Origin of the sequence: Nitratireductor sp. L15S-10 (assembly GCF_045011005.1) — a bacterium.
GTDB lineage: Bacteria > Pseudomonadota > Alphaproteobacteria > Rhizobiales > Rhizobiaceae > Nitratireductor.
This window is the reverse complement of the sequence record NZ_CP120674.1, coordinates 742,581-763,655: the sequence shown is the minus strand read 5'-3', so window position 1 is coordinate 763,655 and position 21,075 is coordinate 742,581. Positions and strand designations below refer to the sequence as shown.

Annotated in this window: 15 protein-coding genes; 6 read left to right on the top strand and 9 right to left on the bottom strand. The window is 60.2% G+C overall.

Translation table 11 applies throughout. The features are described from left to right. Positions 1 to 9 precede the first annotated feature (9 nt). Together P2W41_RS03680 and P2W41_RS03675 are read left to right on the top strand one after the other, a co-directional pair. Entirely contained in the window at positions 10 to 3,171 is a 3,162-nt protein-coding gene (locus P2W41_RS03680; protein ID WP_404934342.1) for an efflux RND transporter permease subunit, read from the top strand. A gap of 130 nt (positions 3,172 to 3,301) precedes the next feature. Beyond that, on the top strand, positions 3,302 to 3,460 hold the full coding sequence (locus P2W41_RS03675) for a DUF3309 domain-containing protein (RefSeq protein ID WP_292897762.1): 159 nt from the start codon (positions 3,302 to 3,304) through the stop codon (positions 3,458 to 3,460). A gap of 12 nt (positions 3,461 to 3,472) precedes the next feature. Here the strand turns inward: P2W41_RS03675 and P2W41_RS03670 are convergent, their stop codons facing one another. The 9 genes from P2W41_RS03670 to P2W41_RS03630 form a co-directional block, all read right to left on the bottom strand. After that, positions 3,473 to 4,651: an MFS transporter gene (locus P2W41_RS03670; RefSeq protein ID WP_404934341.1), complete on the bottom strand. Its 1,179-nt coding sequence runs from the start codon at positions 4,649 to 4,651 to the stop codon at positions 3,473 to 3,475. A gap of 90 nt (positions 4,652 to 4,741) precedes the next feature. Beyond that, positions 4,742 to 8,209, bottom strand: a complete 3,468-nt coding sequence (gene pyc, locus P2W41_RS03665) for a pyruvate carboxylase (protein WP_404934340.1) — start codon at positions 8,207 to 8,209, stop codon at positions 4,742 to 4,744. 1,007 nt (positions 8,210 to 9,216) lie between these two features. Beyond that, positions 9,217 to 10,317, bottom strand: a complete 1,101-nt coding sequence (locus tag P2W41_RS03660; protein WP_292897768.1) for a branched-chain amino acid ABC transporter substrate-binding protein — start codon at positions 10,315 to 10,317, stop codon at positions 9,217 to 9,219. Between the two features lie 160 nt (positions 10,318 to 10,477). Further along, complete coding sequence (locus P2W41_RS03655) at positions 10,478 to 10,831, bottom strand: DUF6867 family protein (RefSeq protein WP_229449808.1); 354 nt, start codon at positions 10,829 to 10,831, stop codon at positions 10,478 to 10,480. Beyond that, positions 10,831 to 11,565: an ABC transporter ATP-binding protein gene (locus P2W41_RS03650; protein WP_292897771.1), complete on the bottom strand. Its 735-nt coding sequence runs from the start codon at positions 11,563 to 11,565 to the stop codon at positions 10,831 to 10,833. Before P2W41_RS03650 ends, P2W41_RS03655 begins: the two co-directional genes overlap by 1 nt. Beyond that, the gene (locus tag P2W41_RS03645; protein WP_404934339.1) at positions 11,562 to 13,250 is read right to left on the bottom strand and encodes an ATP-binding cassette domain-containing protein; all 1,689 of its coding nucleotides are present in this window, start codon (positions 13,248 to 13,250) and stop codon (positions 11,562 to 11,564) included. Before P2W41_RS03645 ends, P2W41_RS03650 begins: the two co-directional genes overlap by 4 nt. Next, the gene (gene livM, locus P2W41_RS03640) at positions 13,250 to 14,641 is read right to left on the bottom strand and encodes a high-affinity branched-chain amino acid ABC transporter permease LivM (RefSeq protein WP_292897774.1); all 1,392 of its coding nucleotides are present in this window, start codon (positions 14,639 to 14,641) and stop codon (positions 13,250 to 13,252) included. Before livM ends, P2W41_RS03645 begins: the two co-directional genes overlap by 1 nt. Continuing rightward, entirely contained in the window at positions 14,641 to 15,564 is a 924-nt protein-coding gene (locus P2W41_RS03635) for an ABC transporter permease subunit (protein WP_292897776.1), read from the bottom strand. Before P2W41_RS03635 ends, livM begins: the two co-directional genes overlap by 1 nt. A 371-nt stretch (positions 15,565 to 15,935) precedes the next feature. Further along, positions 15,936 to 17,432, bottom strand: coding sequence for a CoA-acylating methylmalonate-semialdehyde dehydrogenase (locus P2W41_RS03630; RefSeq protein WP_404934338.1), 1,497 nt, complete (start codon positions 17,430 to 17,432; stop codon positions 15,936 to 15,938). A gap of 145 nt (positions 17,433 to 17,577) precedes the next feature. On the opposite strand from P2W41_RS03630, the gene P2W41_RS03625 reads away from it, so the two are divergent. From P2W41_RS03625 to P2W41_RS03610, 4 genes are all read left to right on the top strand, one after another. After that, a complete protein-coding gene (locus P2W41_RS03625) occupies positions 17,578 to 18,459 on the top strand; it encodes a LysR family transcriptional regulator (RefSeq protein ID WP_292897780.1) in 882 nt (293 codons plus the stop codon). A gap of 75 nt (positions 18,460 to 18,534) precedes the next feature. Beyond that, positions 18,535 to 20,097 (top strand): serine hydrolase, encoded by a 1,563-nt coding sequence (locus tag P2W41_RS03620; protein ID WP_404934337.1) that lies wholly within the window; start codon positions 18,535 to 18,537, stop codon positions 20,095 to 20,097. 65 nt (positions 20,098 to 20,162) lie between these two features. Beyond that, positions 20,163 to 20,465: an alkylphosphonate utilization protein gene (locus tag P2W41_RS03615; RefSeq protein WP_404934336.1), complete on the top strand. Its 303-nt coding sequence runs from the start codon at positions 20,163 to 20,165 to the stop codon at positions 20,463 to 20,465. Between the two features lie 150 nt (positions 20,466 to 20,615). Further along, positions 20,616 to 21,065, top strand: coding sequence for a DUF305 domain-containing protein (locus P2W41_RS03610; protein ID WP_404934335.1), 450 nt, complete (start codon positions 20,616 to 20,618; stop codon positions 21,063 to 21,065). Positions 21,066 to 21,075 lie beyond the last annotated feature (10 nt).

The following is a 21,075-nucleotide window of genomic DNA, read 5'->3' as shown; positions in this document are numbered from 1 at the left end:
ACCTGCCCGATGGACGTCGTCCGTATTGCAATTCAGAATGCCAGACTGACTTTATCCATCCTGCTCTTCTTCGTGGTTGCCGGATCACTGGCCTATATCAGTATCCCCAAGGAAGCCGAGCCGGATGTACCGATCCCGATCATCTATGTGAGTCTGACCTATCAGGGCATCTCACCAGAGGATTCGGAGCGGCTCTTGCTGCGGCCGATCGAGACCCGGCTCAAAAGCCTTGAGGGCGTCAAGGAAATGCGCTCCTCCGCATATCAGGGGGGCGGCTTTGTTCTCGTCGAGTTCCAGGCCGGCTACGACTTCTCCAATGCCATCGAGGACGTGCGCGCCAAGGTCGCCGACGCACGGCGCGAGCTGCCACAGGGGGCTGATGAGCCCTCGGTGCATGAAGTCAACATTTCAGAATTTCCCATTCTCGTCGTAACGCTTGCCGGCAATGTGCCCGAACGTGTTCTTTCCGCCGCAGCACGGGAGCTCCGAGACCGGATCGAAGAAATTCCTGGCGTGCTCGAAGGCACACTGCAGGGCTCGCGCGACGAACTGGTCGAGATTCTCATCGATCCGATGAAACTCTCTTCCTACGGCTTGCAACTCGACCAGATGATCAATGGCGTTAATGCCTCAAACAGTCTTGTCGCAGCCGGGTCGCTGGAAGGCGAGGCCGGACGCTATGCGGTCAAGGTGCCTTCGTTGATCGAGACTGTGGAAGATGTGGCCAATCTACCGATCGTTTCCAGCCCCGATGCCGTGGTGCGCGCGCGGGATCTGGCGGAAATCCGCTCCACTTTCAAGGATGCTGAAACGATCACCCGCCTGAACGGCAGAAACGCTATCGCCATCGAGGTCAAGAAGCGGGTAGGCGCAAATCTGGTTGATACGGTGGATGCTGTGAAGGCCGCCGCAACTGAATTCGAGAAAGTTACGGATGGCAACATCACCGTGTCCTACAGTCAGGACAAGTCGGTGATGATCCGTGACATGCTCAACGACCTGCAGAACCATGTCCTGATCGCGGTGATTCTGGTTTTCATCGTTGTCCTCTACACCCTCTCCGGGCGCGCTTCCCTGCTGATCGGCCTCGCCGTTCCCGCTTCCTTCCTGATGGGCATCTATGCTCTTTCGCTTGGAGGTTTCACCGTCAATATGGTCGTGCTGTTCAGCCTCATCCTGGCTGTCGGCATGCTGGTCGATGACGCCATCATCGTAACGGAGTTCGCCGAACGGCGCATGACCGAGGGCATGGACAAGGCGCAGGCCTTCGAGCTGGCAGCAAAACGCATGGCCGGCCCCGTCATTGCCGCCACCATGACCCGTATCGCTGCCTTCTCGCCCCTGCTTTTCTGGCCGGGCATTGTCGGCGAGTTCATGAAGTACCTGCCGATCACACTGATCGTGACGCTAAGCGCTTCGATGATCTATGCGTTGATATTCACCCCAACACTGGGTGCAATCTTCGCCAAGGCGCATGTACAGGAGGAGCAGAAGCCAGACGGGTGGTATATGGGGCTTGTAAAACAGGCCGTCCGCTTTCCCATAACGGTTCTGCTGCTCACGGTCGGCCTCCTGGGCGGCATCATCTATTCCTACTCGCAATACGGTGCCGGCGTTGAGTTCTTCCCCGATGTCGAGCCGGAATACGGTCTGATGTATGTGCACGCCCGTGGCAATCTTTCGCTTGAGGAGATGGACCGGCTGACAAAACCTGCCGAGGATAAGCTGCTCAACTGGCCAGGCATAGAGTCCGTCTATACACGCGTCGGCAAGACCCGTGGCGGCGGGCAGGACATTGACGAAGATGTCATCGGTGTCATCCAATACGAATTTATTGACTGGCGGGAGCGCGAGCCTGCAAGCAAGATCCTTGATGATCTGCGGCGTGAGCTTGCCGGCACCCCTGGTGTCGAAATCGAGGTCCGCGTACCCGAAGGCGGTCCTCCGACCGGTCAGCCGATCCAGGTTCGCCTTTCAGCTGCGGACCCGACAGACCTGAACAGCCATGCCGCGGAGGTCGCGCGGGCGATCGGAAACGTGCCGGGCGTGATCGACATATCTGACGGCCTCCCGCCACCCGGCATCGACTGGGCGATCAAGGTGGATCGCGCCAAGGCAGCGCAATACGGGATCAGCCCGGTGTCTGTCGGCACGGTGGTCCAGCTTGTGACCAACGGGTTGAAACTGTCAGAATACCGGCCCGCCGGTGTCGACGACGCTGTCGATATTCGCCTGCGCCTGCCCGAGGACCGGCGCACCCTCTCTGCCCTGGATCAGCTGCGGGTCCAGACATCACAGGGTCCGGTCCCAATCTCCAACTTCGTGTCACGCGAACCGGAACGCTCGACCGGCATTTTGAACCGCATCGACGGACAGCGCACCATCGTCGTCACAGCCAATGTCGCCAGCGGCTATCAGGTCTCGGCCGTCCAGGCCGAAGTCACGCAGACGCTTGGCGACATGGACCTTGGCGCCACACGCTGGAAACTCGCTGGGTCGAACGAAGAAAGCGAGGAAGCGAGCGCCTTCCTGTCGAAAGCATTCGGTGCTGCAATCTTTCTGATTTTCGTGGTGCTTCTTGCCCAGTTCAACAAGTTCACCAGTGTGTTTCTGGTGCTGATGACCGTGGTGATGGCCACAATCGGCGTGTTCCTCGGGCTGCTCATAACCGGACAGCCCTTCGGTATTGTCATGTCCGGCATTGGTGTCATCGCACTCGCCGGCGTGGTGGTGAACAACAACATCGTGCTGATCGACACCTATGACCGGCTGCGGCGCGAAGGCTGGAAAAAGCAGGAAGCCATCCTTCAGACCTGTCGCGAACGCGCGCGCCCGGTCATGTTGACCGCCATTTCCGCTGTACTTGGTGTGGCGCCGATCGCGTTCGGTCTTGGCCTCGAACTGTTCCATCAGGAAGTTACCATCGGAGCGCCGTCGACCCAATGGTGGATTTCGCTGTCGGGAGCCATCGTCTACGGCCTGACCTTTGCCACAGCTCTGACGCTGATCGTCACGCCTTCCGCTCTGATGGTGTTCACGCGCGAAACATTGCCGGCCGGCCAGAAACGGCGCGGTCTGCTGGCTCGCCTGTTCCGGCGCGGCCAAAAAGACAAAGCTCCGGTGAAGACTTCCGACGTTCCGGAAGACCCCTTCCCCAATCCAGCGGAGTAATAGGCTGATCAGATCAGCACTGCGGGCCGGCACGTCTCCCGCGACGTGCCGGCTTCTTTGCATTTTGAGGGAACCTGGGCGCGCCTGACACGTTGAAATGCAAAGCTTTCAACAAAGCGAGGAGAACGCGATGTCGCTCGGCACAATCCTCATCATCATTCTGATCCTGATCCTGCTTGGCGCCATACCCGCCTGGCCGCATTCACGCGGATGGGGTTACGGACCATCGGGTATCCTTGGCCTGATTCTTGTTATTGTCCTGATACTGATGCTGATGGGAAGCATCTAGCTCAGGGTAAGATCAGGCACCACCCGCGGGCTCGACGGCGATCGTATCAGCGGATCTGACAAGATTGGCCAGCATCAGAACGCAGGCAAGCAGGATGGAAAATGCCAGGAAAATCGGTGCAAATCCGGTGCGCTCGGCGATGAAGCCCACAAGCGATGGGGCGACGAGCATGCCGGAGTAGCCGATCGTGGTGGCAACGCTCATGCCAGCCCCCGGGGAAATCCCCGGTTGGTTGCCTGCCGCGGAAAAGACAATCGGCACCATGTTGGCTATTCCCATACCACTGAGTGCGAAGGCAATCGTCGCCAGCATAGGTGACGTAGCAAAGCCTGCTCCAAGCATGCCGATCGTGGCCACGATGCCCGAATAGCGCAAGGTACGCACTGCACCGAAACGATTGCGCAACCGGTCGCCGGCAAAGCGCATGATCGCCATGGCGCCGGAAAACGCGGTAAAAGCAAGGCTCGCCTCGGCTATCCCCGCGTCCATTTCCTGCCGCAGATAGAGCGCTGCCCAATCGAGCACCGCTCCTTCCGGCAACATGCAGAAAAGTGCAACAAGGCCTGTCACATAGACCATCGGATTGCGCGGCAGTCCACTGCGCCCATGGCCGTTCTCTCCGGCCACGGGCCGGGCTTCTACAATGAGGAACGGAAGGGTGATCACCACAAGCGCAAAGGCAAATGCCACTACCATTCCGGCATGCGCCATGTAGCCAAAACGCTCCAGCAACAGGCCGCCGGCACCCGCACCAAAAAACCCACCAAGACTCCAGAACCCATGTGATGAGGACATCACCGCTCGCCCGAGCCAACGCTCCACCGCCACGGCATTGGCGTTCATGGAGATATCCATCGCACCCAGAAATGCGCCGAAGAAGATGAGAGCTGCAACCATTTGCCAGATCTGTGCGGCTCCAACGAGCCCACCAAAAGACAAGGCGCAAACAACAGCGGCAACCCGCAGCACAATGCGGGAACCAAACCGGCCAATCAGATAACCGCAAAGCGGCATGACCGCTACGGCACCGCAGCCGAAAACCAGAATGAGCAAACCGAGTGCCGTTTCACTCAGCTCAAATCGTGAGGCGACAACCGGAATCTGCGGCGCCCAACTGCCGACCATGAAACCATTGACAAAAAAGCAGGCCGCTACGGCCCAGCGCCCGATGGACACATTGCGGGAGGACATGACCGGCTCCAGGAACAACGGCGCGAGCTGGATATTCCCAGCTCGCGCCGCATTTAAATCGGTTTAATCGGGCTCGTCAATCCGTTCTCGTCAATCACCGCTCGCGAACACGACAAGGAGGTCCTTGGCATCGATCTGATCGCCCGCGCCCACAAGAACCTCCGCGATCGTGCCATCGCGCTCGGCATGAAGCGCTGTTTCCATCTTCATGGCCTCGATGGACAGGAGCACATCGCCTGACTGCACGTTCTGCCCCGGCTTGACGGCAAGCGTCGACACCACACCCGGCATCGGCGCCCCCACATGCGCTTCGTTGCCCGCCTCCGCCTTGCGACGGGCAGCGGCTGCGGATGCGCCGTGAACCCGATCAGGGACCTTGACACGGCGCGGCTGGCCATTGAGCTCGAAGAAGACCGTGACCATGCCTTTCTCGTCAACATCGCCAACGGCAAGGCAGCGGATCACCAGCGTCTTGCCACGCTCGATCTCGACGAAAATCTCGTCCTCCGGTTCCATGCCGTAGAAATAGACCGGCGTGGGAAGAACGCTGACCGGACCGTAATTTTCCGATGCCGCTACGAAGTCCGTGAACACTTTCGGATACATCAGCCAGGAGGCGAACTCATACTCACTCACCTTGCGGCCGAGCTTCTCTTCCAGCGCCTTGCGATCTGCATCCAGGTCGGCCGGCTCAAGCAGTGAGCCGGGTCGTACCGTGATCGGCTTCTCCCCCTTCAAGACCTTCTTCTGCAGGGCCGCAGGCCAGCCTGCTGGCGGCTGCCCAAGGTCGCCATGCAGCATGGAGACCACCGAATCCGGGAAGGCAATATCCTTCTCCGGATTCTGGACATCCGCGACGGTCAGATCCTGCGAAACCATCATCAGCGCCATATCGCCCACGACCTTGGACGATGGCGTGACCTTGACTATGTCGCCGAACATCATGTTGACGTCGTGATAGGCGCGCGCCACCTCGTGCCAGCGGGTCTCCAGCCCCAGCGAACGCGCCTGTTCCTTCAGATTGGTAAACTGGCCACCCGGCATTTCGTGCAGATAGACCTCGGACGCCGGTCCTTTCAGATCGCTTTCAAAGGCGGCGTACTGGTTGCGCACCGCCTCCCAGTAGAAGGAGATACGGCGCACCCATTCGCGATCAAGACCGGTATCGCGGGCATCCCCCTTGAGCGCCTCGACGATGGAGCCGAGACAGGGCTGCGATGTGTTGCCGGAGAGCGCATCCATGGCTGCGTCGACGGCGTCGACCCCGCTTTCAACGGCGGCAAGCACCGTTGCGGCGGAAATGCCGGACGTGTCGTGCGTGTGGAAGTGCAATGGCAGATCGGTAGCCTCGCGGAGCGCCTTGAAAAGCACCCGCGCAGCTCCCGGTTTCAGGAGGCCGGCCATATCCTTGATGGCGATGATGTTTGCACCGGCAGCCTCAAGTTCTCCGGCAAGCCCGACATAGTATTTCAGATCGTACTTCGCGCGATCCGGATCGAGGAGATCGCCCGTATAGCAGATGGTCGCCTCGCAGAGCTTGCCTTCGGAGCGCACCGCGTCCATCGCCACGCGCATATTCTCCACCCAGTTGAGGCAGTCGAACACACGGAAGAGATCGATGCCGCCTGCGGCGGCCTGTTTGACGAAATGCTGCACCACATTGTCCGGATAGTTGGTGTAGCCGACGCCATTGGCCCCGCGCAGCAACATCTGCAGAAGCAGGTTGGGCGCACCCTCGCGGATGCGCGACAGGCGCTCCCAGGGGTCTTCCGTCAGGAAGCGCATTGCGACATCGAAGGTCGCCCCGCCCCAGCATTCCAGCGACAGAAGCTCCGGCAGCGCCCGGGCATAGACGCCGGCAATGCGCGCCATGTCGAACGTACGCATGCGGGTGGCGAGCAGCGACTGGTGCGCGTCGCGCATGGTCGTGTCGGTGACCAGCACACGCTCCTGCTCGCGCATCCATTTTGAGAAACCCTCGGCTCCAAGCCTGTCGAACGTCTGCTTGCTTCCATCCGGCACCGGCAGGTCCACATACGGCACATGGGGCGGTGCCGCCTCGGCATTGGGCAGTGCCCGGCCCCGCGCCTCGGGATGGCCGTTCACCGTAACGTCGGCCAGATAATTCAGGAGCTTGGTCGCACGGTCCCGCCGCTTGACCTGCGTGAAGAGCTCAGGCGTCTCGTCAATGAACCGGGTCGTATAGGAGGCGTTGCGGAAATTCGGATGGCTGATGATCGCCTCAAGGAAGGTCAGGTTGGTCGCTACGCCGCGAATGCGGAACTCCCGCAGCGCGCGATCCATACGGGCGATGGCTTCTTCGGGCGTTGGCGCCCAGGCCGTGACTTTCTCCAGCAGCGGATCGTAGAAACGCGTGATGACCGCGCCGGAATAGGCCGTGCCGCCGTCCAGACGGATGCCGAAACCGGTCGCGCCGCGATAGGCGGTGATGCGACCGTAATCCGGGATGAAGTTCTGCTCCGGGTCTTCCGTGGTGATGCGGCACTGAAGGGCGTCACCATTCAGACGAATGTCTGCCTGCGCCGGCACGCCTGAAGCCTTGTCGCCGATTTTCGCCCCTTCAAGAATATGGATCTGCGCCTTCACGATATCGACGCCGGTCACCTCCTCGGTGACCGTGTGCTCCACCTGAATGCGCGGATTGACCTCGATGAAATAGAAGGCGCCCGTGTCTGCATCCATGAGGAATTCGACCGTGCCAGCACCGATGTAATTCGTCGCCTCGGCGATCTTTAGAGCATATCCGCAAAGTTCCGCGCGCTTTTCATCGTTGAGATAGGGCGCCGGGGCACGCTCAACGACTTTCTGGTTGCGACGTTGAATGGAGCAGTCACGCTCGAACAGATGCACGGCATTGCCATGGGTATCACCCAGAATCTGCACTTCCACGTGGCGGGCGCGCTCGACCAGCTTTTCGAGATAGACTTCATCCTTGCCGAAAGCGGCCTTGGCCTCGCGCTTTGCCTCGGTGACCTCGTGCTCCAGATCCTCGCGGCTGCGAATGACACGCATGCCGCGTCCGCCACCGCCCCAGGAGGCCTTCAGCATGACGGGAAAGCCCACTTCCTCCGCCATCCGTGCAACCTCTTCCATATCGTCGGGCAATGGCTCGGTGGCGGGAACCACCGGCACGCCCACCTCCACCGCCAGATTGCGCGCGGCCACCTTGTTCCCGAGGCGGCGCATGGTATCGGGCCTCGGACCGATGAAGACAATGCCGTTTTCAGCGCAGGCTTCGGCAAATTCGGGGCTCTCGGACAGAAGGCCATAGCCGGGATGGATAGCGTCGGCTCCCGAAAGTTTGGCGACGCGGATTACCTCATCGATCGAGAGATAGCTCTCGATGGGGCCGAGATCACGCTCGAGATGCGGTCCACGCCCCACCTGGTAGGATTCGTCGGCCTTGAAGCGGTGCAGTGAATATTTGTCCTCCTCGGCCCAGATGGCCACCGTTCGGATGTCGAGTTCATTGGCTGCGCGAAAGACGCGGATGGCGATTTCGGAACGGTTTGCGACGAGGATCTTCTTAATCTGCACTGGCAAAAACTCCGGGAAGAGAAGGTTTGTGCGGGATTGCCCGGCGCGAAACTCCCCTCCGCGCCAAAACGACGCGTATGATTAGCGTGGACGATGCTGCGGTGCAAACTTTCTTGACGTGGAGGAAGCATCGCAGGTTCCGAAGCGGGCTTTTCCCCAACGCGTGTTTTTTGCCAAGCCGGCTTTTTCATTTCACGCGTTTCGGCCAAGGGCTGCTTCCGCCCGATGGCCGCTCCCGCCTTCGTCCCTCCGGCCGGTGATGGCGCTCGCCCCTCATCCTCACCTTCTCCCCGCTCACGGGGAGAAGGGACGTTTGGTGCTGGTGCGCATTCTGCAGAGGGCGCGCGCGGGCATTTCTGGGCAGGCTCCTTCGTTGCCGCGCGGGGTTGCCGCCGGGGTTTGGATCGTTCGGGAAACGGGGCGCGTTTTTCGTGCCTCTCTGTTGTGAAATAAGTGGCGCGAAAAGCGCGCCCCGCCGGCCGCTGTCCCGTCTGCCGGCCGGTCACTCGGGCGATCTGTGCCCTAGCGGCTTTTCCGCAACCGACATGATGCCGGCCGCCGGCCTTTCGCGGGCCCTCACAGGCCTCGGGTCACCGAACCCGAGGGGGAGGCTGCCGTCGCCCCTCCTGATCCCCGGCTCCGGACCCGGTTCCCGACAGGGGCGATGGGGGAAGTGTAGCGGAGGTTTTGAGGGTGGGGAGAAAAGAGCGAATAGGGAGTAGCGAATAGCGAGTAGGGAACGCGCTTCAACTCCCTCGTGATCCCATGGCCTGATCATGGGATCCATGCCGTTGCGGTGGTGACGGGGTAGGAGTGAGAAAAAATGTACGTGCCCGGGACGGGCCGAAGTTTATCCCCGGCGTCCCGGCATGGATCCTCGGATCAGGTCCGAGGATGACGAAAGGACTGGAATGCCAGCCGAATGAAATTGGGCGCCAGCCGCCTCACCAAAAGAAAGCGGCCCGGCATCACTGCCGGGCCGCCAAACCTCACATCAAGCCAGTGGCTTACTGCTCGAGGTAGTCGTATTTGCCGTCTTTCCACTCGTAGAAGACATAGCCGGGCAGCGTGACGTCGCCCTTGTCATCGAAGGAAAGGTCGCCGAGGACTGTCGAGAAGGTGCCTTCATTCAGCGCGGCCACCACCGGATCATAGTCGGTGGAACCGGCTGCCTCGACAGCGTCCTTCCATGCCTGAATGGCGGCATAGGTGTAGAGCGCGTAGCCCTCCGCCGTCTTGCCGGCAGCAAGCAGCTTGTCGACGACCGGCTTTGCGATCTCGTTCTTGCGCGGATCGGGCGAGAAGGTCATCAGCGTGCCTTCACCTGCTTCACCGGTGATGGCCCAGTACTCGTCTGTGACGAGAGCGTCACCGGAGACGAGAACCGTGTCCATGCCCTGCTCGCGCATCTGGCGTGCCATGAGGCCGGCTTCCGTGTGGTAGCCGCCAACATAAAGAACGCCAACGCCTTCCTGCTTCAGCTTGGAAACAAGCGCGGTGTAATCCTTTTCACCGGCGGTGTAAGCTTCGTAGAGGGCCGGTTTACCGCCAGCAGCCTCGTAAGCAGCCTTGGTCGCATCGGCGAGACCCTTGCCGTACGCAGTCTTATCGTGGACGAAGGCCACCTTCTTGTCGGCGAAGTTCTCGACGAGGAACTTGCCTGCCACATCACCCTGCTGGTCGTCACGACCGCAGACGCGGTAGACGCCCGGGCCAGGACGGTTGTCGGTGAAAGCCGGGTTCGTGGAAGCCGGCGAGATCTGGATGATACCTTCCTCGGCATAGACCGAAGATGCCGGGATGGATGAACCCGAGCAGAAATGGCCTGCAACGAAGGAAACACCGGAACCGGCGAACTGGTTGGCGACCGCGACAGCCTGCTTGGGATCGCAGGCATCATCGCCCACTTCCAGCTTCAGCATTTCGCCGTTGACGCCACCGGCCTCATTGATGTCGGCGATGGCCTGTTCTGCGCCTGCCTTCATCTGCTCACCGAAGGAAGCGTATTGACCCGTCATGGGGCCAGCGACCGCAATCGTGATGTCCGCCCATGCGGAACCGGTCATCATCAGGCTGAGTGCTGCGCCAGCCATAAGTGCCTTTTTCATGACTTCTCCCTTAAAAACACCAGAAGTTCCCTTGGCTTTCCGGAAATGGTGTTTGGCTTTCCGGTTTGGCCTGTGCGGGCCGCACCGGCCCGCTTAATCGGCATGAAACCTCAATTCAAACAAGAAATAAAGGCTTCATACCGGTTAATCATGAATCCGTTCAGCCTGAACGCTCCCAACCGAGCGGTCCACTGCGCCGATACTGGAAGCTATACTGTGTCGCCATCTGCCCGGCGCGCGTAATACGCTTGCCGATAAAGGCGATGATGAGCAGCACGATCAGATCGACAATGTAGTAGTGAAGCGAGAGCAGCGTACCGCTGAAAAGCGCGAAATGGATGAAACGCGTGGCAGCCGCCAGAAGCACGATATAGAAGGCGAGATGCGCATCGCCCTGCCAGGTACGCGCCATGGCGCGCCCGGTGAGATAGGCTGCACTGCCTGCCAGAAGCACCGTGACAAAGAAGAACTCCCAGAAAGTAACTTCCCAGATGGGTCCGTTTGCGTGTTCCATCAGTGCCTCCCGCCTTCGAGATATGCAGCCCGCACTTCTTCTTTCTTGAGAAGTTCAGCGCCGGTGCCGCTCATGGTCACATTGCCGTTGACCATCACATAGCCGCGATGAGCAAGCTTCAAGGCATGGAAGGCGTTCTGCTCGACCAGAAAGACCGTCAGTCCTTCCTTCTCGTTCAGCTCGCGAATGGCATCGAAGATCTGCTTCACGATCAGCGGAGCAAGGCCGAGCGACGGCTCATCGAGGAGCAGAAGCTTGGGCCGGCTCATGAGCGCACGCGCGATGGCCAGCATCTGCTGCTCACCGCCCGAAAGCGTGCCGCCGCGCTGGCTGATGCGCTCCTTGAGACGGGGAAACAGCTTGAAGACCTTGGCAAGATCCTCGTCGAAATGCTCGGGATCGACCAGCGCCGCACCCATCTGCAGGTTTTCCATCACCGTCATTCGCGGAAAGATGCGACGCCCTTCCGGCGATTGCGCGATCCCCAGGCTGACGATGTCATGCGTCGGCATGTTGGTGATGTCGACGCCGTCATAGACGATCTGGCCGTTGCGGGCCCGCGGGTCGCCGCAGATGGTCATCATCAGCGTCGACTTGCCGGCGCCATTGGCGCCGATCATGGTGACGATCTCGCCACGATGGACATCCATGTCGACGCCACGCAGTGCAACGATATTGCCGTAATAGGTCTCGACGCCGCGCACCGAGAGCAAGGGTTCGTTCTGAGAGCTCATGCCTTGCCTCCCTTAGCGGTGGTCTTCTTTTTGGGCTGAGCGCCCCGTTTGCCTGGCACGCTTGTGGCCACCTGCCCCTTGTCGACGCGCTTGGAGAACTCGGTCTCACCTCCCTTTGCGAGAACCTTGGCCTGCTTGACCCACTCTTCGCGTTCGATACGGCCGGGGAAGGCGAGATAAGAGCCAACCCATTGCACCTCGGCCTTCTTCCAGGCGGCGATCTGGTCGAAATGCCAGATGCCGAGCGCGTTCAGCTTTTTCTCATTGGCCGGCCCGATGCCCTTGACGCGGGTGAGGTTGTTGGCCCCGCCCGCGCGCGGCTTCTTCGTGCCGTGCGGCTGGCTGCCCGGATAATCGCCGGCATTGGCAATCTTGATCTCGCTGGAGGCGGGTGCGGCCTTGCTCGCAGCGGCGGCTTTCGGTTTCGCAGCGGTTTTGGGTTTTGCCGCCACGGTTTTCGGCGCAGCGGGAGCGGCAGCTTTTTCCGAAGATGCCGTGGTCGCGGCAAGCTTCGAGGTGGCGGGCTTCGAGGCAGACGATTTTGACGTCCGTGGTTTCGTGGCCTTTGCCGCAGAAGCCTTGGCGCCGGCTGCCTTTGCGGCAGACGTCTTTGTTGCGCCTGTCTTTTTCGACGCTGATCCCGACTTCTTCGCCGCCGCGCCTTGCTTCTTCGCAGCCGAAGCGGGTTTGGACCCTGAAGCCTTTTTCGCCGGCTCATCACCGGTGACCTTGGCCAGGTCTTCGCGCACCTCCGGCATGTCGATCTCGGCTTCGTCATCCACGCCCAGATAGGCGGCAATGACCTTCGGATCGTTTTTGACGAACTCGGCCGGCCCGTCGGAGATTTTCACACCGTAGTCGAGCACGATCACATGGTCGGAGATTTCCATCACCACACCCATGTCATGTTCGATGAGCAGCACCGAAACCTTGTGCTCGTCGCGGATATACTTCAGCAGCTCGTTGAGCTCGGCGGATTCACGCGGGTTGAGCCCCGCCGCTGGCTCATCCAGGCACAGAAGCTGCGGCTTGGTGCACATGGCGCGGGCAATCTCCAGACGGCGCTGGGCGCCATAGGGAAGATCGGCCGCAGGATCGTCGGCACGATCCACGAGGTTCGTGTGTTCGAGCCAGTACACCGCCCTGTCGACGGCCTCCTGCTGCGCCTTCTTGTAGCTCGGCAGACCCAGAATGCCACCGATGGAAAAGCCTGAAGCCACCATCAGCGGGTTGTGCTGGGCAACCAGCAGGTTTTCCAGGACAGTCATGCCGCCGAACAGGCGAATGTTCTGGAAGGTGCGCGCCACCTTGGCCTTGTGCGAGATCTCGTGATCGGGCATGCGCTCAAGCAGGTAGACGGCACCGTTTCCGGTGGTCTTCCAGCGCTGTCCGCTGTCGGTCAGCGTTTCCACGTCATCCTGCTGCCGGCCTGGCCCGTGACGCATCACGATGCGCCCTTCGGTCGGCTTATAGAATCCGGTGACACAGTTGAAGACCGTGGTCTTGCCCGCACCATTGGGTCCGATCAGGGCGGTGATATCGCCCCGACCGACATTGAAGGAGAGGTCCCCGACGGCCACAAGGCCGCCGAAGCGCATGGTCAGATGTTCGACGCTGAGGACCGGATCCCGGTCCCAGTTGGGCGTCGACTGATCAGAGTTTTTCATGGTCGTTGCCGCGTCCATCAGTGTCCCTCACCCTGAGCCACCATATCGGCGCCAATGCGTTTCTTTTCCTTCAGAACCACGGAGGGTTCCCGGGTCGAGATCAGACCGCGCGGCTTCCACACCATGATGAGCACCATGGCGAGGCCGAAGATCAGCATGCGGTACTGCACCGGATCGAAACCGGAACCGAAGACCTGCTGAAGGAAGCCGAGATTGCGCAGCATCTCGATGCCACCGATCATCACGACGGATGCGATCACCACGCCGACCTGCGAGCCGAGACCGCCCAGCACCACGATGGCGAGGATGATCGCCGATTCAAGGAAGGTGAAGCTCTCGGGCGAAATGAAGCCCTGCCGCGTGGCGAAGAAGGAGCCCGCGAAACCGCCGAACATGGCGCCAATGGAAAAGGCCGTGAGCTTTGTGTTGCGCGTGTTGATCCCCAGCGACCGGCAGGCGATCTCATCTTCGCGCAGCGCCTCCCAGGCGCGCCCGATGGGCAGGCGGCGCAGGCGCATGGTCACGAAATTGGTGATCAGCGCCAGGATGAAGATGATGTAATAGAGGAAAATGAAGCGCTGGATCGGATCATAGGCAATGCCGAAGAAATCGGCAAAGCCGCCCTCGCCCCGCTTGAGCTCCAGTCCGAAGAATGTCGGCTTCGGAATGCCCGAAATGCCGTCTGGGCCATTCGTGAACTCATACCAGTTCAACAGAACGACGCGGATGATTTCGCCGAAAGCCAACGTGACGATCGCAAGATAATCGCCGCGCAATCTGAGCACCGGAAAGCCGAGCACGATGCCCCAGCAGGCCGCCAAAATGCCGGCGAGCGGCAGGGCGAACCAGAAGCCGATGTCGAGATATTGCGCCAGCAGCGCGAAGGAGTAGGCGCCGACCGCGTAAAAGGCGACATAACCCAGGTCGAGAAGACCGGCGAGCCCCACCACGATGTTCAGTCCCCAGCCGAGCATGATGTAAGTCATGATCAGGATAGCCAGGTCGATGAATTGACGATCCTTGCCCGGGAAGAAGGTGGTGAAGAAGAAGGGCAGCACCAGAGCGAAGGCAAAGAGCGCCCGCATCAGCCATTTGCCCGTTCCGGCAAAGCGCGTGCCGCTAGGCATTGCATCGGCAAACTTCCGCGTCAGCGGGCTGTCAGTCCTCAAAACAAAGAGATTGAGCAGGAGCCGCCCCGCAAAAACGACAAGGATCGAGATGATCCAGGCGCCCCAGCGCATCTTGAGATCAAGACCGCCGGGCGCGATGTCGGTGCGGATGCCGATGAAGAAGAAGCCGAGAACAGCAACCAGGAGGCCGGCAATGGCGGCGTCCTTGACCGAAGCGGCGAAGGAGTTGGGGTCGTTCTGCTGGGCAGCGACCGCCTTGTTCGAACCCGTCATCGCCATCAGACCTTCTCCACTTCAGGCTGGCCGAGAAGGCCGGAGGGCAGGAAGATCAGCACGATGGCCAGGATCGAGAACGCCGCAACATCCTTGTATTCGACCGAGAAATAGCCTGACCAGAACACCTCAATGAGGCCAATCAGAAGGCCACCCAGCATGGCGCCCGGAAGCGAGCCGATGCCGCCGAGCACAGCCGCGGTGAACGCCTTAACGCCGGCCAGGAAGCCAATGTAGAAGTCGATCACGCCGTAGAGCAGCACGAACATCAGACCGGCCACGGCCGCCAGTGCCGCCCCCATGACGAAGGTCAGGGAAATGGTGCGGTCGACATTGATGCCGAGAAGTGCCGCCATCTTGCGGTCCTGCTCACAGGCACGCTGCGCGCGACCGAGAGGCGTGCGGGTGATGAGGAGCGTAAAGCCCGCCATCAGCGCAACTGTCGTCAGGATGATGATGATCTGCATGTAGGAAAGCTGCACGACGATGCCGGTCGCACTTCCCTCCATCAGCGTGATGCCACCCTGGATCTGGGGCGGTAGCGGCTTGACGCGCGCGCCCTGCGTGATCTGCACGAAGTTTTGCAGAACGATCGACATGCCGATTGCGGTGATCAACGGAGCGAGACGGAAGGAGCCGCGGAGGGGCCGATATGCGAGCCGCTCGACGGTCCACCCCCAGGCGGAGGTGAAGAACATGGCCACGATGAGCACGATGAGCAACACCACGGGCAGGAATGCAAAACCGAGCACGGTCGTCAGGATGAGGAACATCGCCAGAGCGATGAACGCGCCGATCATGAAGACATCGCCATGCGCGAAATTGATCATTCCGATGATGCCATAGACCATGGTGTAGCCAATGGCGATCAGCCCATAGATGGAACCCAGCGTCAGCCCGTTGATAAGCTGCTGGACGAAATATTCCATGTATATGCAACTCCCCTGAAATGTCGCCCTTCAGGCGCATTTCTTATTTTTTCCCCTTGATAGTCGTAGAGGAATGACGCCCGATTGCAACGGCAAATTTCCCACGACCGGCTCCAAACCGAAGGCCGGTTTTCCCGGCTCTTGTTGACGCGGGAAGCTAGCACTGGACCAATGCAATGTCATTGCATTGAAGTGGAAAAATTGCCGATATCTCGCGAATTTTATCGAAATTTGCCGCGAACGCGCATCAATATTGCAAGTTTGATACAAAAAAGAACAAAACAGTTCTACACCCATCAGCAAATGAAAAGCCCGCACCGACAACCGGTGCGGGCTTCTCTCCAAACTGGAGAATGGGTGTGAAAACCCGCTTAATTCATTGTCGGAATGACGAATTCTGCACCGTCCTTCACACCTGATGGCCACCGCGAGGTGACTGTTTTGGTTTTGGTGTAGAAGCGGAATGCGTCCGGCCCATGCTGGTTCAGATCGCCAAAGGAAGACGCCTTCCACCCTCCGAAAGTATAATACGCGATCGGCACGGGAATGGGGACATTCACCCCCACCATGCCGACATCGACACGGGCAGCAAAATCACGTGCGGCGTCCCCGTCGCGGGTGAAGATGGCAACGCCATTGCCGTATTCGTGATCATTGGGCAGAGCGAGCGCTTCTTCATAGGTGTTGGCGCGTACGACCGAGAGGACGGGACCAAAAATCTCTTCCTTGTATATGCGCATGTCTTTGGTGACGTTGTCGAAGAGGCAGCCGCCCATATAGTAGCCGTTCTCATAACCCTGCATCTTGAAATCGCGCCCATCGACAAGGAGCTTTGCGCCCTCCTTGACGCCGAGGTCGACATAGCCCTTCACCCGCTCCAGTGCCTGTTGGGTGACGAGCGGACCGAAATCGGCCGAGGCGTCGGTTGACGGGCCGACCTTGAGGCTTTCAACGCGCGGAATAAGCTTCTCGACCAGCCTGTCGGCTGTCTCCTTGCCGACCGGCACCGCGACGGACACCGCCATGCAGCGCTCGCCTGCGGAACCATAGCCCGCTCCGATAAGCGCATCGACCGTCTGATCCATATCGGCATCGGGCATGATGATGAGATGGTTCTTCGCGCCGCCAAAGCACTGGGCGCGCTTTCCGTTGGCGGTCGCGCGGCTGTAGATGTATTGTGCGATCGGGGTGGAGCCCACGAAGCCGACAGCCTTGATGTCCGGATCGTCGAGGATGGCGTCGACTGCTTCCTTGTCGCCATTGACCACGTTGAGAACGCCCTCGGGCAGGCCGGCCTCGAGGAAGAGTTCGGCAATGCGCATCGGCACGCCGGGATCGCGCTCGGAAGGCTTCAGCACATAGGCGTTGCCGCAGGCGATGGCTGGCGCAATCTTCCAGAGCGGGATCATGGCCGGGAAGTTGAACGGCGTGATGCCGGCAACGACGCCGAGGGGCTGGCGCATGGAATAGACATCGATGCCAGGGCCCGCACCCTCGGTGTACTCACCCTTCATCATGTGCGGCGCACCGATGCATACCTCGACCACTTCGAGCCCGCGCTGAATGTCGCCCTTGGCATCCGGAATGGTCTTGCCATGTTCGCGGGCGAGAAGCTCGGCAAGCTCGTCATAATCGCGATGCACGAGTTCAAGGAACTTCATGAGAACACGCACGCGGCGCTGGGGATTGGTCTTTGCCCAGCCGGGCTGTGCTGCCTTGGCGTTCTCGACGGCGGCGCGCACTTCTGCAGCGCTGGCAAGCGCAACCTTGCATCGCACCGTTCCATCCATGGGCTGCATGACATCCTGGCTGCGCCCACTCGTACCGGCGACATGCTTGCCGCCAATGAAATGACCGAAATCCTCCATGAGGCTTCTCCCTGATTATGAAGTCGGCGTCATTGTCACCACTCATGCCCGGATTTGCAACGCGACGCGAACAGCAACCGTTGTGCGAAAATTAAAGTCGAAATAATATGTCGCGTGCGAAAAGTATCGAACGCGGGAGCAGTGAATGAACTGGGACGATGTGCGCGTGTTTCTCGCCGTGGCGCGGGCAGGCCAGATTCTGGGTGCGGCGAAGCGACTTGGACTCAATCATGCGACGGTCTCGCGCCGTGTTGCCGCGCTGGAAGATTCCATTGGTGCGAAGCTCTTTCACAGGCTGACAACGGGTACCGAACTGACGACCGCAGGCGAACAACTGCTTGCGACGGCAGAGCGTATGGAAGCCGACATGATAGCCGCGCGGGCCGAAATCGCAGGCGAGAGCGAGGATGTGACCGGCACTGTACGGATCGGCGCCCCGGACGGATTTGGCGTAGCGTTCCTCGCCTCACGCCTGGGCGCGCTCACAGAACGCCACCCCGGCTTGTCGGTCCAGCTCGTCCCCGTCCCGCGCTCGCTTTCACTGTCGCGCCGCGAGGCCGACATTGCCGTGACGGTGGATCGCCCCACGGAGGGGCGACTGGTGGCCGCCAAGCTGGTGGACTATACGCTTGGGCTGTATGCATCGAGAGCCTATGCGCAAGCACACGACCTGCCCCAGAGTGCGAACGATCTTCGCCACCACCGGCTTGTCGGCTATGTGCCTGATCTCGTCTTCAGTCCCACCCTCGACTACGCCGCAGAGATCTCCGAAAACTGGTCGGCCGACTTCGCCGTCTCATCGGCCATGGGCCAGGTCGAAGCGGTGCGCTCCGGTGCCGGCATTGGCATTTTGCACACGTTCATCGCACGTGCGCATGAAGACCTGATCGCACTCGACTGGGCCGAACCCATCCGGCGCAGCTACTGGACGGTCTACCATGAATCCATGCGTCCTACACGGCGCATTCAGGTAACTTCAGCCTTCATTGGTGAACTGGTTGACAAGGAACGACATCTCTTCTGCTGAGCGAATGTTTTTCTTTCGTTAAAGACTTCGCTCCAAGAACGGTCAGTGCAATCGGTTCATACTGGAGACTTTGCGATGGCACCCCGTATTCTCGCAGCCGCAGTCGCGCTGGCCCTTTTCGCAGCGCCGCCAACCGCCCTGGCCAACGATCCGCCGCCACCCGCCCAGACAGCAGGCATAGCCATTCCCGCAGGGCAGATCGAGAAGGCTGTCGAGGCGCTGGATGGCATTATCGAAAGCGCCATGCGGGAAACCGGTGTTCCAGGTCTTGCTGTCGCCGTGGTGCGCAGGGACGAGGTTCTTTTTGCCAAGGGCTATGGCGTGCGCAAGGCAGGCGAGGAAGGCGCGGTTGACACAGACACGGTCTTCCAGCTCGCATCACTTTCCAAACCGGTAGGCGCAACCGTGGTTGCGAAACAGGTGGGCGAAGGCCTCGTGGACTGGGACACGCGAATGTCCGAAATCCTGCCCTGGTTCAGGCTTTCCAATCCCGAGAGCACGGCCCTCCTGACCGTCGGCGATCTCTATGCGCACCGCTCGGGCCTGCCAGACCATGCCGGTGATGACCTTGAAGATCTTGGTTACCCACAGAAGGTCATTCTCGAACAGCTTCGGCACTTAAAAACCGGCCCTTTTCGACTGCAATACGCCTACACGAATTTCGGCCTGACGGCTGCTGCCGAAGCCGTGGCCGGTGTTGCCGGCAAGGACTGGGCGACGCTGAGCGAAGAAGCAATCTACAAACCGCTGGGAATGGAGCACACCTCCTCGAGGCTGGGCGATTTCCTGGCGCGCGGGAACCGCGTCTACAACCATATGCGCGGGGACGATGGCTGGGAGGTGCTTTTCCAGCGCGACCCGGATCCGCAATCACCGGCCGGCGGTGTCAGCGCCAGCGTGAACGACATGGCGAAATGGATGCGCATGGTGCTCGGCAATGGCGCCTTTGAAGGGCGGCAGATCGTGGAGGCCGCAGCACTCCTTCCGGCACTGAGCCCTCAGTCGGTCTCGGGACACCCTGCCGTCCCGGCCGCCCGCGCCGGCTTCTATGGTTACGGTTTTGGTGTGGGCGTCTCGCCGGCAGGCCGTGTGATGATCAGCCATTCGGGCGCCTTTGCGCTGGGCGCGGCAACCAATTTCATCATGATCCCTTCGGCCGATATCGGCATTGTCGTCTTGTCCAACGCACAGCCCATCGGTCTCGTCGAAGGCATCTCCATGAGTTTCATGGACCTGGTGCAGTATGGCGAGATCCAGCGCGACTGGCTGGCCATGTATCCGGTGCTCTTCGGCCCGATGCTGGACCCCGTGGGCAAGCTTGCCGGCAAGGAGACACCGGAAGATGCAAAGCCCGCTCGTGAGTTCGAAAGCTATACCGGCACTTTCGCCAACGCATATTTCGGCAATCTGACCGTCGAGGAGGCCGATGGCGGCCTGACGATGAAGGTGGAAGGCACGAAAAGCAGCTTCCCGCTGCAACACTGGACGGGCGACGAGTTCATCTTCCGTCCGCTGAACGAGAACGCCATGAAAGGTTCCATTTCTTCGGTCCGGTTCTCGATGGACGGTGAACGCGCCAAGGCGGTGCAGGTGGAATATTTCGACGCGTTCAATGACGGTGCTTTCGTCCGAAAATAGTCGAACCGAAATGACATCCGTTGGACGATGCATGGACGCTGGTCCCGTAGAAAAGAAGGCGCAATATGACAAACAGCGATGACGACTATGTGTATGACGACGTGACCGGCGAATGGATGCCGGCCTCTGAAATGGCAGCCCTTGAGGGGCAGCGCAGTGCGGTTGTCGATGCTGAAGGCAATGCGCTGACCGATGGCGATTCGGTTGCGCTGATCAAGGACCTCGAGGTTAAGGGTGCGGGCCAGACCCTGAAGCGAGGCACCTTGATCAAGACCATTCGCCTGACAGACAACAAGGAAGAGATCGACTGCCGCCACGATGGTATCAAGGGGCTTGTACTGCGCACGGAATTCGTGCGCAAACGTTAGGCGAAAACAGGTAGGTTTGGCTGGCAGGAGACAATCTCTTGCCCGCCTGCAAGCGGTGGACGAGGCAGGGCGTCGCCAACGCAAGCCGGAACCTCCCCCCTGTGGCGTGAGTTGACGGGTCAACGGGATCAAGAAACGGAGCCCAGGCCCATGTCCTACAGCCGGTTTGCCGCGATGATCGGAACCTCGACCATCGTCATGTTCGGGTTGATGTATCTGAATACATATGCGCTCGATCATGTCTTCTGGAGCGAAACGCGGGCCTGGATGGCATTGCTCATGGGGGCGACCATGGCCGTGATCATGCTCGGCTTCATGTGGGCGATGTACAAAAACTCCGCTGTCAATCTTGGCATTGTTGCCAGCGCAGCCATCGTGTTTGCCGCCTCGCTCTGGCTGGTTCGCAGCCAGGCCACGGTGGATGACGTGGACTATATGAAGGCCATGATCCCGCACCACTCGATTGCGATCCTGACCAGCAGACGGGCAAACATTTCAGACCCGCGCGTGCGGGAACTCGCTGATAAAATCATCGAGGCTCAATTGCGTGAGATCGATGAGATGAAGGCGCTGATCAAGGATCTGGAGCGGCAGGACTGATCAAGGTTTG